The organism is Hydrocarboniphaga daqingensis, from assembly GCF_900129825.1.
Lineage (GTDB): Bacteria > Pseudomonadota > Gammaproteobacteria > Nevskiales > Nevskiaceae > Hydrocarboniphaga > Hydrocarboniphaga daqingensis.
The window spans coordinates 142,848-156,547 of the sequence record NZ_FQWZ01000008.1; the positions used below are offsets into that span (position 1 = coordinate 142,848).

A 13,700-nucleotide genomic window follows, 5' to 3' on the forward strand; every position below is an offset into this window, starting at 1 on the left:
CGGCCGGCGGAGGAGCGGCGAACGCGTCATCCGACCGCGCCTTCCAGCGACACTTGCAGCAGCTTCTGCGCTTCGACGGCGAACTCCATCGGCAGCTCCTTGAACACGTCCTTGCAGAAGCCGTTGACGATCATCGACACCGCGTCTTCTTCCGACAGCCCGCGCTGGCGCGCGTAATACAGCTGGTCTTCGCCGATCTTGCTGGTGGTCGCCTCGTGTTCGAGTCGGGCGCTCTTGTTGCGCACCTCGGTGTAAGGGAACGTGTGCGCGCCGCACTCAGCACCGATCAACAGCGAGTCGCACTGCGTGTAGTTTCGCGCGTTCTCGGCCGACGCCAGGATCCGCACGAGGCCGCGATAGCTCTGGTCGCCGCGTCCGGCCGAAATGCCTTTGGAGATGATCGTCGAGCGCGTGTTCTTGCCGACATGGATCATCTTGGTGCCGGTATCGGCCTGCTGACGATTGTTGGTCAGCGCCACCGAATAGAACTCGCCGACCGAGTCGTCGCCGCGCAGGATGCAGCTCGGATACTTCCAGGTGATCGCCGATCCGGTCTCGACCTGAGTCCAGGAGATCTTGGCGCGCTTGCCGCGGCAGTCGCCGCGCTTGGTCACGAAGTTGTAGATGCCGCCACGGCCTTCTTCATCGCCGGGATACCAGTTCTGCACGGTCGAATACTTGATCGTTGCATCGTCGAGCGCCACCAGTTCCACGACGGCCGCATGCAGCTGGTTTTCGTCGCGCTGCGGAGCCGTGCAGCCTTCCAAATACGAAACGCTGGCGCCTTCTTCGCAGATGATGATCGTGCGCTCGAACTGCCCGGTATTGCGCTCGTTGATCCGGAAGTAGGTGGACAGCTCCATCGGGCAGCGCGTGCCCTTGGGCACGAACACAAACGAGCCGTCGGTGAACACGGCCGAGTTCAGCGCCGCATAGTAGTTGTCGCCAAACGGCACGACGCTGCCCAGATACTTTTTCACCAGCTCGGGATGTTCGTGTACCGCCTCCGAGATCGAGCAGAAGATCACGCCGGCCTTGGCCAGCGTGGCCTTGAACGTGGTGCCGACCGACACCGAGTCGAACACCACGTCGACGGCAACGCCCGCGAGCATTTCCTGCTCACGCAGCGGAATGCCGAGCTTCTTGTAGGTTTCGAGCAGCTTGGGGTCGACCTCGTCCAGCGACTTGGGCCGGTCCTTCATCGACTTGGGCGCCGAGTAGTACGAGATCGCTTGGTAGTCGATCTTCGGATAATGCACGTGTGCCCAAGTCGGCTCGGTCATCTTCAGCCAGCGCCGATAGGCTTTCAGGCGGAAGTCGAGCAGCCATTGCGGCTCGTTTTTCTTGGCCGAGATCAGACGGATCGTCTCCTCGGACAGGCCCGGCGGGGCGCTTTCGGACTCGACATCGGTGATGAAGCCCGCTTCGTACTTGCGGGCCTTCACCAGATCCTGCATTTGCTGAGTGGCTGCCATGAGGGTTGCCGTTGGGTGCTGGGAGCGCGGCGGTCAGTCCGCCGCAGGGCGGGTGGCCGGGATGGGGGCGTCGCTGTTGCGCTTGGCCTTACGCGGATGGAACGTGATTGGATTCTCCGCCGGCATCGTGCCGGCGCGGCGCATCGGTGCTGCGATCTGCGCCAGCGTCACTGCGGCCAGCGCCTGGCGGATGGCCTCGTTGATTAAGCGCCAGTTGGCACGCGTGCCGCAGCTGCTTTCGATGCTGCAGTCACCGGCGTGGATCGAGCAGCTGGTGACGGCGATCGGGCCTTCGACCGCGTCGACGACGTCGGCCACCGTGATCGATTCGGGTGAGCGCATCAGCCGGTAGCCGCCTTGTGCGCCGCGCGTGGCTTCGATCAACCGGGCCTTGGCCAGCATCTTGAGCAGCTTGGACACGGTGGCGGCCGGCAGGTGCGAGCGATCGGCCAGCTCTTGCGCACTGTGCAGCTGCGCCGGCTCAGCCGCGATCGCGGTCATGACGACCGTCGCGTAGTCCGTGAGCTTGGCGAGCTTGAGCATCGGAATCCATACAGGACCAAATTGGTACGATTTGGATTTTAGGCGCTGATGCTGCCCCCTACAAGCCCACAGCGACGATCGTCAGGATTCGGGAAGCAGCGCTTGCGGTGTGCGCGGCTGCGACAGCAGATCGAACAACACGCGCCAGCGTGACCATAGTGGCTCGTCAGGGCCCGCATTGCGGTCGACGTAGTCCTTAATGACGGTTTTGCCGTGCGAGTAATTGATGATGTACGCGCCGTACTGATCGAAGAACTTGAGGCGCTGCCGCGCCCGCTCGGGCGTCGCCAGCGCGTATTGCTGTAACCACTCGACCGTCTCGTCGGCGTTGAGCTGGCCGTCGCGGTAGCGCCGCGCGGCTTCCAGCGTGGCCGGCCCGGCCAGCGTCGCGGCCTGGATTACGGCGTCGTAGGTGTCGACTTCGAGCGGGTCCAGGCCCGCCAGTTCGAACAGCTGCCGTTCCAATGCCACCCGTTCGGCGGCTGGGAACGCCAGCGTTACGCCGAAATCAGCGGTGCCCTCGGCGATGAAGGACTGCGGCGAGTTCAGCGGATACACGGTGAATTCCTTCCAGCCTCGGCCGTTCACCAACTGATCTTCGAGCAGCACGTTGTAGACGTGATGGCCGGGATAGCCTTCGTGCGAGGCCAGCTCGATGGCGCGCGCCACCGTCAGCGGTTGGTCGGTGTTGATCTCGATGCGGCTGACGTACTGCCCCTGGTACCAGTTGTAAGCGCTCCACGGCTTGTCGCGAACCAGCGACAGCTCAAAGCGTTCCCCTTCGGGCAGCTTGAAGAACTTCAGCGTGCTGGCCCGGGCCGCCTCGATCGCCGCGCGCATGACCGGCTCGATGCGGTCCGCTGGGATCGCGAACTGCTGTAGGTAGCGGTTGTAGCGGTCCGACACGCTGCCGTCGCCGGGCGGCAGCAGGCGGTCCAGCGTGTCGAGCATCGGCTTGAAGTCTTCGCGGCCGTAGAACGGCGCCGATATGTCGTACAGCGCCAGTGACTCGTCATCGAAGCTGGGCTGCCAGCCTTCGAGCATCCGCGCACGCGCCTCGACGGCGCCGAGCTGGTTGCGCAGAAAGCGCTTGCGTAGCTCCCACAGTTCCGGGGGAACGGTGGGATCGACCGGCGCGGTTTCGATGTCCTTGACCAACCGGGCGTTGAGATTGCGGATCGCCAGCGGCGAGCGCTTTTCGAGCTTTTCCTGCTCGCGCCAACGTGCCGGGCCGTAGTAGGCGTCGACGTAGTTCGGGTCCAATTCGCCGAGCGCGAGCACCTGGCGGACATAGCCTTCGGCGATCTTGTCCATGCTCAATTGTGGCGGCGGAATCGCCTTGCGGGGGCCTGAGATGCTGCAGGCGGTCAGGGTTGCAACGCAGATCGCGGCGGTCAGTGCGATGAGCCGATGATTCAACGAAAGTCTCCGGAAGTCGATGCGCGAGTGTAGAGCGCGCGCCAGCCAACAGGGCGGCTTTCGCCGCCCCGTTTCTCTATCAAAACGAAGCTGATTACGCGGCGGCCATCTGCCGCAGCATGTATTGCAGCACACCGCCGTGAGCGTAGTAGTCCCACTCCTTTGGCGTGTTGATGCGGACGCGGACCTTGAATTGCACGACGTGGCCGTCGGCCTTACGGGCGATGACGTCCAGTTCGCTGGCGCCTGGCCTCAGGTCGCCGAAGTCGAACACTTCGGTACCGTCCAGCCCCAGGCTCTGCGTGTTCTGGCCGTCGACGAAGTTCAGCGGCAGCACGCCCATGCCGACCAGATTGGAGCGGTGGATGCGCTCGAAGCTTTCGGAAATCACGGCGCGGACGCCGAGCAGCAGCGTGCCCTTGGCGGCCCAGTCGCGCGATGAACCGGTGCCGTATTCCTTGCCGGCCAGCACCACCAGCGGCACACCGTTGGCCTTGTACTTCATCGCCACGTCGTAAATCGGCTCGACCGGGCCGATCCCGCCGTTGATGTGCCGCGACACGCCGCCTTCGACGCCCGGCGTCATCGCGTTCTTGATCCGCGTATTGGCGAAGGTGCCGCGCATCATGATCTCGTGGTTGCCGCGGCGGCTGCCGAAGCTGTTGAAGTCAGCCTTGGCGACGCCGTGTTGTTCCAGGAACTTGCCGGCCGGGCCGTCCTTCTTGATGTCGCCGGCCGGGCTGATGTGGTCGGTGGTGATCGAGTCGCCGAGCACTGCCAGCACACGGGCATTGCGGATGGGCTGGATGCCGGGCGGCGTCATCGTCATGCCGTCGAAGTACGGCGGATTGGCGATGTAGGTCGAGCGGCTGTCCCAGGGATAGGTTTCGGACCGCGCGACCTGGATGCCCTGCCAGCGCGCGTCGCCCTTGAGCACGTCGGCGTAGCTGGCCTTGAACAGATCGGCAGTAACAGCCTGCGCCACGACGTCGGAGATTTCCTTGTTCGACGGCCAGATGTCCTTGAGGTAGACGTCGCGGCCGTCAGCGGCGCGGCCGATCGGCTCGGCGCTCAGGTCCAGGTCGGTGGTGCCGGCGATCGCGTAGGCGACCACCAGCGGCGGCGAGGCGAGATAGTTCATCCGCACGTCTTGGTGGACGCGGCCTTCAAAGTTGCGATTGCCCGACAGCACGGCTGACACGCTCAGCGTGTGGTCCTGGATCGCCTTGCCGATCGGCTCGTTCAGCGGGCCGGAGTTGCCGATACAGGTGGTGCAGCCGTAGGCGACGACGTGAAACCCGAGGTATTCCAGGTCGTCGATCAAGCCGGCCTTGCTCAAGTATTCGGTAACGGCCTTGGACCCCGGCGCCAATGAGGTCTTGACCCAGGGCTGGGTCTTCAAGCCGAGTGCGCGCGCCTTGCGGGCGAGCAGGCCGGCGCCGATCAGTACGCTCGGATTGGACGTATTGGTGCAGGAGGTGATCGCCGCGATGACGACGGCGCCGTCCTTCAGCGCGTACGTCTGACCGTTGTCGGTCACGGTCGCTGGGCCCTTGCTGGGGCGCTGCTTCTGCTCGGCTTCGAAGGCCTTGCGGAAGTTGGCTTTGACGTCGGTCAGCAGCACGCGGTCCTGCGGGCGCTTGGGTCCGGCCATCGACGGCTGGATCGTCGCCAGGTCCAGATGCAGCACGTCGGTGTACTCGGCTTCAGGCGCCTCGGGCGTCCACCACATGCCTTGGGCCTTGGCATAGGCCTCGACGACGGCGATCTGTTGCTCGCTGCGGCCGGTCAGTCGCAGGTAGTTGAGCGTCTCGTTATCGATCGGAAAGATGCCGCAGGTGGCGCCGTATTCGGGCGCCATGTTGCCGATCGTGTTGCGGTCGCTGGCCGACAGATTCGCCAGACCCGGGCCGAAGAATTCCACGAACTTTTCGACGACGCCGCGCTTGCGCAGCATCTCAGTGACGGTCAGCACCAGATCGGTCGCGGTGGCGCCCTCGGCCAGCCGGCCCGTGACGCGCACGCCGATCACTTCCGGCATCAGCATCGACGAAGGCTGGCCGAGCATCGCGGCCTCGGCTTCGATGCCGCCGACGCCCCAGCCGAGCACGCCGATGCCGTTGACCATCGTCGTATGGCTGTCGGTGCCAAAGCAGCTGTCCGGGTACAGCAGGCCCTCGCTGTTTTCGAACACGACCCGCGCCAGGTACTCGATATTGACCTGGTGCACGATGCCGGTGTCGGGCGGCACGGCCTTGAAGTTCTTCAGCGCTTCCTGGCCCCAGCGCAGGAACGTGTAACGCTCCTCGTTGCGCTGGAATTCGATCTTGGCATTCAGGTCCAGCGCGGCCTTGCTGCCGTAGTGGTCGATCATCACCGAGTGGTCGATCACCAGTTCAACCGGGCATAGCGGGTTGACCTTGGCCATGTCGCCGCCGAGGTTCTTCATCGCGTCGCGCATCGCCGCCAGGTCGACGACGCAAGGCACGCCAGTGAAGTCCTGCAGCACCACGCGCGCCGGCGTGAAGTCGATGTCCTTGGCCGGCAAGCGGCGCAGGTCGGCGCCAGCGAAGGCTTCGATGTCGGCGCGGGTGATGTTCAACCCGTCTTCGTGCCGCATCAGGTTTTCGAGCAGGATCTTGTACGAGTACGGCAGTCGGTCGATGCGGAACTGCGGTTCCAGCGCCTTGAGGCTGACATAACGGTAGGACTTGGGTCCTACGTCCAGCGTGGCTCGGGCCTTGAAGCTATCCGTCATGGTGATGATCTCCGTTGTGGCGGCCAGGACCTGCGGCAGAGCAAGTCGCGGTGGCTGGTTGAATGGGGAGCGCGTCCTGCGGTTTCCAGACGATCGGCCGTCAGTATCGCTGATGGCAGCTGACGGCGCGCCGACACAAAAAAAGCCCGCCGGCTTGCGCGGGCGGGCTTGTGGATCGTCACCGACGCACCGTTGCAGGTTCGCCGGCGAGATCGACCATCACGATGCTCAGGCCACCGTCACCGAATTGGCCGCGTCGACGTACTCGTCGATCTGGTTGAAGTTCAGATACTGATAGATCTGATCCGAACCCTTGGTGACGATGCCCATCTCGGCCAGATACTCGGCCGGCGTCGGCAGCTTGCCCATCTTCGAGGCGATCGCCGCGAGTTCCGCCGAGCCCAGGAACACGTTGGTGTTCTTGCCGAGGCGGTTGGGGAAGTTGCGGGTCGACGTGGAGATGGCCGTTGCGCCTTCCTTCATCTGCGCCTGGTTGCCCATGCACAGGCTGCAGCCCGGCATTTCGGTGCGCGCACCGGCCGTGCCGAAGGTGTTGTACACGCCTTCCTGCGTGAGCTTGGCGGCATCCATCTTCGTCGGCGGCGCGACCCACAGGCGGACCGGGATGTCCTTCTTGCCTTCGAGCAGCTTGCCGGCGGCACGGAAGTGGCCGATGTTGGTCATGCACGAGCCAATGAAGGCTTCGTCGATCTTGGTGCCGGCGACTTCGGACAGGAACTTGGCGTCATCCGGGTCGTTCGGGCAACAGACGATCGGCTCCTTGATGTCGGCCAGATCGATCTCGATCACGGCGGCGTATTCCGCATCGGCGTCGCCTTCCAACAGGCTCGGCTTGGCCAGCCACTCTTCCATCTTGTTGATGCGGCGTTCCAGCGTGCGCGCGTCCTGATAGCCCTGGGCGATCATGTTCTTCATCAACACGACGTTGGACTTCATGTACTCGATGATCGGCGCCTGATTGAGCTTGATCGTGCAGCCGGCGGCGGACCGTTCGGCCGAGGCGTCGGACAGCTCGAACGCCTGCTCGACCTTCAGGTCCGGCAAGCCTTCGATTTCGAGGATGCGGCCGGAGAAGATGTTCTTCTTGCCCTGCTTGGCGACCGTCAGCAGACCGGCCTTGATCGCGTACAGCGGGATCGCGTGCACCAGGTCACGCAGCGTGACGCCCGGCTGCATCGTGCCCTTGAAGCGCACCAGCACCGATTCCGGCATGTCCAGCGGCATCACGCCGGTGGCGGCGCCGAAGGCAACCAGGCCGGAGCCGGCCGGGAACGAGATGCCGATCGGGAAGCGCGTGTGCGAGTCGCCGCCGGTGCCGACCGTGTCGGGCAGCAGCAGGCGGTTGAGCCAGGAGTGGATCACGCCATCGCCGGGGCGCAGCGAGACGCCGCCGCGGTTGCTGATGAACGCCGGCAGTTCGCGATGCGTCTTGACGTCGACCGACTTCGGATAGGCCGCCGTATGGCAGAACGACTGCATGACCAAGTCGGCCGAGAAGCCGAGGCAAGCGAGGTCCTTGAGCTCGTCGCGCGTCATCGGACCGGTGGTGTCCTGTGAGCCGATCGTGGTCATCTTCGGTTCGCAGTAGGTGCCGGGGCGGATGCCCTTGCCTTCCGGCAGGCCGCAGGCGCGACCGACCATCTTCTGCGCCAGCGTATAGCCCTTGCCCGAATCCTTCGGCGTGGCCGGTAGACGGAACAGGGTGGAGGCCGGCAGGCCGAGGAATTCGCGGGCCTTGGCGGTCAGCGAGCGGCCGATGATCAGATTGATGCGGCCACCGGCGCGCACTTCATCGAGAAGCACCTGGCTCTTGAGTTCGAAGGTCGCGGCGACGGCGCCGTTCTTCTCGATTTTGCCGTCGTAGGGGTAGATGTCGATCACGTCGCCCATCTCGAACTTCGAGACGTCGACTTCGATCGGCAGCGAGCCGGAATCTTCCTGGGTGTTGAAGAAGATCGGCGCGATCTTGCCGCCGAGCGTAACGCCGCCGAAGCGCTTGTTCGGCACGAACGGGATGTCTTCGCCGGTCGCCCAGATCACCGAGTTGGTCGCCGACTTGCGCGAGGAACCGGTGCCGACCACATCGCCAACATAAGCAACCAGATGGCCCTTCTTCTTCAGGTCATCGATGAACTGGATCGGGCCGCGCTTGCCGTCTTCTTCCGGCTTGAACGCCGCGTCCGGGCGCGTGTTCTTCAGCATCGCCAGGTAGTGCATGGGGATGTCCGGGCGGCTCCACGCGTCCGGTGCCGGCGACAGATCGTCGGTGTTGGTTTCGCCCGGCACCTTGAACACGGTGACGGTGATCTTCTTGGCCACTTCCGGGCGGCTGGTGAACCACTCGGCCTCGGACCAGGACTGCATCACGTCCTTGGCGTTGGCGTTGCCGGCCTTGGCCAACTCGGCCACGTCGTGGAAGAAGTCGAACATCAGCAGCGTCTTCTTCAGCGCCGCTGCGGCGATCGAGCCGACCTCGGCGTCGCCGAGCAGGTCGATCAGCGGCTTGACGTTGTAACCGCCGACCATCGTGCCGAGCAGTTCGGTCGCCTTGGCGCGCGAGATCAGACCGCAGGCCAGCTCGCCGTCGGCAACGGCGGTCAGGAACGAGGCCTTGACCTTGGCCGCATCGTCGACACCCGGCGGCACGCGGAACGTCAGCAGGTCGACGAGGAAGGCCTCTTCGCCAGCAGGCGGATTCTTGATCAGCTCGATCAGCTCAGCGGTCTGCTGGGCGGACAGCGGCAGCGGCGGAATTCCGAGTGCAGCGCGCTCGGCAGCGTGTTGGCGATAGGCTTGCAGCATGTGGTGTCGGTCCGGTGGGGGAGGAGCGGTGAGGTACGGCGGGCACGAACACCGCGCGACCATGGCCAATAGCCAGCCTTGGGTCCGCTCGGGGTATGCACCTAGCCCGTTATGATAATTCAATCATCGGACCAACATCACCCGACCTTGGTCGTGGCACGGGCCGAAACCCTGCCAGACCCGCCGGCCTCAGGCCGCGATCGTGGACCCTGCCTGGCCGCTCGGCGTGATCCGCGCGTCTTTGACGGCGTTGGCGCGGGTTTCGGTGATCTCGAACAAATAGCCTTCGATTTCGATCTGCCGGCCGGGCTGCGGAATCTGTTCGAGCCGCTCCATGACAAGCCCGTTGACCGTCTTGGGGCCGTCGAGTGGCAACTTCCAGCCCAGATGGCGGTTCAGGCTGCGCAGCGTCACCGAGCCGCTAACGCGATAGCTGCCGTCGGCGTCGGGATGGAAGCTCTTGACCCGAAGGCCAGGGTCGGTCGTGAATTCGCCGACGACTTCTTCGAGGATGTCGTCGAGCGTGACCAAGCCCCGGATATCGCCGTATTCATCGACGACGAAGCCCATGCGCCGGCGCTGGTTCTGGAAGTTCAGCAATTGCTGATTCAGCGGTGTGCCTTCCGGGATGTAGTAGGGCTCGCGCACATAGTCCATCAAGGTGTCGAGGTTCAGGCGGTTCTCGGCGGCCAGCCGCATCAAGCGCCGCAAATGAACCACGCCCAACAGATGGTCGATCGACCCGCGGTACACCGGCAGGCGCGTGTGCTGGGATTCGATGATCTGGTGGCGCACCTCGTCCCAGGGTTCGGACACGTCGACACCGACGATATCGTTGCGCGGCACCATGATGTCCTCGACCGTACTGTGTTCTAGGTCGAGGATCGATAGCAGCATTTTCTGGTGCCGCTGCGGGATCATCGCGCCGGCCTCGGCGACCACGGTCCGCAGTTCCTCGGCCGACAGGGAGTGCTGCGCCGCATCCTCTGGCGATACCCCGAACAGGCGCAGGATCCGGTTGCCGACGATGTTCACGAGGTCGACCAGCCAGCCGATCGCCCGTAGCAGCGGCCAATACAAGAACGCGGCCGGCAACGCGATCCGCTCAGGGTGCAGCGCGCCGAGTGTTTTGGGCATCGACTCGGCGAAGATGAAGATCAGCAGCGCCGTGCCCACCGTGGCCGTCAGCACCGCGGTTTCGGTGTCGCCGGTCAGCCGCAGCGCGATGCCGACCAGCAGCATCGGAACCAGCGCTTGGACGATGTTGTTCAGTAGCAGAATCAGGCCGATCAAGCGGTCCGGGCGGCGCAGCAAGTCTTGCGCCATGCGGGCACCGCGCTGGCCTTGCTGGGCGCGGTGTCGCAAGCGGTAGCGGTTGAGCGTCATCAACCCGGTTTCGGAGCCGGAGAAGAAACCCGACAGCACCAGGCAGACGACAAGCGCAACCAGCAGTACGGCGAGGGGAATATCGTTCAAGCGTCAGGCAGTCGGCCGGGGTAGGGGCTTGTTACTGAATCGGCTTTGACGCTGTCAACCGCGCGAGCTTTAAGAACCCGGCCAAGCCCAATGTTTTTGAAGGACTTGTTCAAGAATAATCTTGGTGCCGAAGTAAGCCAGAATCAGGATTCCGTAGCCCGAGAGCGCCCAACGGATCGCAATGCGTCCGCGCCAGCCATAGCGCCAGCGGCCCCACAGCAGCACGCCGAACACGATCCAGGCAATGATCGACAGCACGGTCTTGTGGGCCAGGTGCTGTGCCATCCAGTCCTCGACGAACCACAGGCCCGTCAGCAACGTCAGCGACAGCAGGCCAAAGCCAACCGCGACCATCTGGAACAGCAGACGCTCCATCAGTTGCAGTGGCGGTAGATGGGAACTGCGGGAGGCCAGCGCGTGGCGGCGCAGCAGACGCTCTTGTATGGCCAGCGCAGCGGCCTGGACGGCCGCCAGCGTCAGCACGCCCGCCGCCAGCAACGAGATCAGGATATGCAGGCTCACCTGCCAGCTCAGCGGCTCGACCGCGCTGCGCGGCGAGGGCAACACGGCGGCGGCGGCAGCCAACATGCCCGCCAGCGGATAGATCAGCACGCCGTTGACGGCCACCGGCTCGCGGAAACTGAAAACCCACAGCAGCAGCGCCGATTGCCATGCGAACAGGGACAGCGCCTCGCTGACGCCGATATGCAGCGCACCGTCCAAAAACAGCTCGATCGACAGCGCGCCAGCATGGCTGGTCAAGGCCAGCGCCGCGGCCACCGTCAGCAGGCGCTGCCGGCGCCACGCCAACACGGCGGACGTCGCGTACAGGGCGCAGGCGAGGACGGTCAGGACGGAGGGTGACGGCATCAGATCAGAATACCGGTTTTTGATCGTCATTCGAGCCGGATTGGCGATGCGCGGCCCGGCGCGGGCCTGCTAGCATCCACACCTCTCAATTGCCCGGCCCGAACCCGGAGTTCAATGCGCATCAAGGTGCTGGGCTGCAGCGGCGGTGTGGGTCCTGGCCTGCGCACCACCAGCCTACTAATCGACGACAGCATCCTGATCGACGCCGGAACCGGCGTCGGCGACTTGTCGCTTGCCCAGATGAGTGCCGTCACCGATTTGTACCTGACGCACTCGCATTTGGATCACATCTGTGGCCTGGCGTTCATGGCCGACAACTTATTCGACCTGATCGAGCATCCGATCCGGGTCCACGCCAGCGCGCAGACGCTGGTGGCGCTGCGCAAGCACATCTTCAACTGGATCATCTGGCCTGATTTCAGCCAGTTGCCGGACCCGGACCGGCCGATCATGCAGTTTCTGGAACTTGCGCCGCTTTCGCCGCAGTCGACTCCCGGTGGTCTGACGGTGACCGCGTTCCCGGTTCATCACACGGTGCCGGCCGTCGGCTACAGCGTCGCGGGCCCCGGTGGGGTCTTTGCGTTCAGCGGCGACACGGATGCCTGCGACGATCTATGGACGTCGCTGAACGATCTGCCCCGCTTGGACCGCCTGATGATCGAAATCGCGTTTCCGAACGAGCAGGCCGAGTTGGGTATCGCATCGCGTCACTTCACGCCGGAACGGCTCGCAGCGCAATTGGCCCGGCTCCGCCACCGTCCGCAGCTGCTGCTGACCCATCACAAACCGGGTTATGAAGCGGTGATCGAAGCGCAATGCCGCCAAGCACTGGCGCACTGGGACTACCATCATCTGCGCCGCGGGGACGTCATCGATCTGTAGCCCTCGTCGCGTCGCGCGCGGTGAGGGTGGCCCTCGCCGTCGCGTACACTGCCGCCATCTACTGAAGCCGAGTTAGCAGCCCACGTGTTCGAAAATCTGACCTCCCGCCTGACCCGCGTGCTCGATTCGATCCGCGGCCAAGGCCGCTTGACCGAAGAGCAGATCGCTGCCGCCGCCCGCGAATTGCGCATGGCGCTGCTGGAAGCCGACGTTGCGCTGCCGGTGATCAAGGACTTCATCGACAAGGTCAAAGAGCGGGCACTGGGTGCCGAGATCACCCAGTCGTTGACCCCCGGTCAGGCATTTCTACGCGTCGTCCAGTCCGAGCTGACGGCGACGCTCGGCGGTACCGCCGAGCCTTTGAATCTGCGTGCTCAGCCGCCGGCCGTGATCCTGATGGCCGGCTTGCAGGGGTCGGGCAAGACCACCACCACCGCCAAGCTGGCGCGTCGTCTGAAGCACGACGAAAAGAAGAACGTGATCGTCGTTTCCTGCGACGTGTACCGACCGGCCGCCATCGAGCAGCTGCGGATCGTCGCGACGGCCGTCGGCGTCGACGTGTTTCCGTCCAGCGTCGGCCAGTCGCCCGTCGACATTGCCACCGCGGCACTGGCGCACGCCCGGCTGCAGTACGCCGACGTGCTGATCGTCGATACGGCCGGCCGTACGACGGTCGACCAGGACATGATGGCCGAGATCGCGCAGCTGCACGCCGCGCTCAACCCGGTCGAAACCCTGTTCGTCGTCGACTCGATGACCGGCCAGGATGCGGCCAAGACCGCACGCGCATTCGCCGATGCGCTGCCGCTGACCGGCGTCATTCTGACCAAGATCGACGGCGACTCTCGCGGCGGCGCTGCACTGTCGGTGCGCCAGGTCACCGGTCGACCGATCAAGTTCCTCGGCGTCGGCGAGAAGTCCGACAAGCTCGAAGTCTTCCACCCCGACCGCATCGCCAACCGCATCATCGGTCAGGGCGACATGCTGTCGCTGATCGAGGAAACCGCTAAGAAGGTCGACGCTGAAAAAGCCGCCAAACTCGCCAACAAGCTCAAGAGCAAGAAGAGCTTCGACCTGGAAGACTTCCGCGAGCAGATGCAGCAGGTTCAGAACATGGGCAGCATGGAATCGCTGATCGAGAAGCTGCCCGGCGGCGCCCAGATTCAGGCGCAGATGAAGAACGTCAACACCGCCAAGGAAATGGGCAAGGTCATCGCGATCATCAACTCGATGACGCCACAGGAACGAAAGTTCCCCGACCTGATCAAGGCCTCGCGCAAGCGCCGCATCGCGGCCGGCAGCGGCGTTCAGGTGCAGGACGTCAACAAGCTGATGCGCCAGTTTGAGACCACGCGCGACATGATGAAAAAAGTCATGAGCGGCGGCATGGCCAAGATGATGCGCAGTCTGGCGGGTCGGATGCCGCCGGGCATGATGCCGCGGCGGTAGCCGCG

General features: G+C 64.3%; 9 protein-coding genes. 2 read left to right on the forward strand and 7 right to left on the reverse strand.

The genetic code is table 11. The annotated features are described in order from the left end of the window. Positions 1 to 26 precede the first annotated feature (26 nt). The 7 genes from sufB to BUB09_RS15725 all read right to left on the reverse strand — a co-directional run bounded on the left by sufB (position 27) and on the right by BUB09_RS15725 (position 11,364). Positions 27 to 1,457: a Fe-S cluster assembly protein SufB gene (gene sufB, locus BUB09_RS15695; RefSeq protein WP_072899392.1), complete on the reverse strand. Its 1,431-nt coding sequence runs from the start codon at positions 1,455 to 1,457 to the stop codon at positions 27 to 29. Positions 1,458 to 1,508: 51 nt separating this feature from the next. Further along, positions 1,509 to 2,018, reverse strand: a complete 510-nt coding sequence (locus BUB09_RS15700; protein ID WP_072899247.1) for an SUF system Fe-S cluster assembly regulator — start codon at positions 2,016 to 2,018, stop codon at positions 1,509 to 1,511. A gap of 81 nt (positions 2,019 to 2,099) precedes the next feature. Continuing rightward, positions 2,100 to 3,437, reverse strand: coding sequence for a hypothetical protein (locus BUB09_RS15705; RefSeq protein ID WP_072899249.1), 1,338 nt, complete (start codon positions 3,435 to 3,437; stop codon positions 2,100 to 2,102). A 94-nt stretch (positions 3,438 to 3,531) separates the two neighbouring features. After that, a complete protein-coding gene (acnA, locus tag BUB09_RS15710) occupies positions 3,532 to 6,195 on the reverse strand; it encodes an aconitate hydratase AcnA (protein WP_072899251.1) in 2,664 nt (887 codons plus the stop codon). A 228-nt stretch (positions 6,196 to 6,423) separates the two neighbouring features. Continuing rightward, positions 6,424 to 9,018: a bifunctional aconitate hydratase 2/2-methylisocitrate dehydratase gene (acnB, locus tag BUB09_RS15715; protein ID WP_072899253.1), complete on the reverse strand. Its 2,595-nt coding sequence runs from the start codon at positions 9,016 to 9,018 to the stop codon at positions 6,424 to 6,426. Between the two features lie 189 nt (positions 9,019 to 9,207). Continuing rightward, positions 9,208 to 10,494, reverse strand: a complete 1,287-nt coding sequence (locus BUB09_RS15720; RefSeq protein WP_072899255.1) for an HlyC/CorC family transporter — start codon at positions 10,492 to 10,494, stop codon at positions 9,208 to 9,210. 69 nt (positions 10,495 to 10,563) lie between these two features. Next, positions 10,564 to 11,364: a cytochrome C assembly family protein gene (locus tag BUB09_RS15725; protein ID WP_072899394.1), complete on the reverse strand. Its 801-nt coding sequence runs from the start codon at positions 11,362 to 11,364 to the stop codon at positions 10,564 to 10,566. A gap of 114 nt (positions 11,365 to 11,478) precedes the next feature. On the opposite strand from BUB09_RS15725, the gene BUB09_RS15730 reads away from it, so the two are divergent. After that, positions 11,479 to 12,246, forward strand: a complete 768-nt coding sequence (locus BUB09_RS15730; RefSeq protein ID WP_072899257.1) for an MBL fold metallo-hydrolase — start codon at positions 11,479 to 11,481, stop codon at positions 12,244 to 12,246. 84 nt (positions 12,247 to 12,330) lie between these two features. Next, a complete protein-coding gene (gene ffh, locus BUB09_RS15735; protein ID WP_072899258.1) occupies positions 12,331 to 13,695 on the forward strand; it encodes a signal recognition particle protein in 1,365 nt (454 codons plus the stop codon). The last annotated feature ends 5 nt before the right edge of the window (positions 13,696 to 13,700 follow it).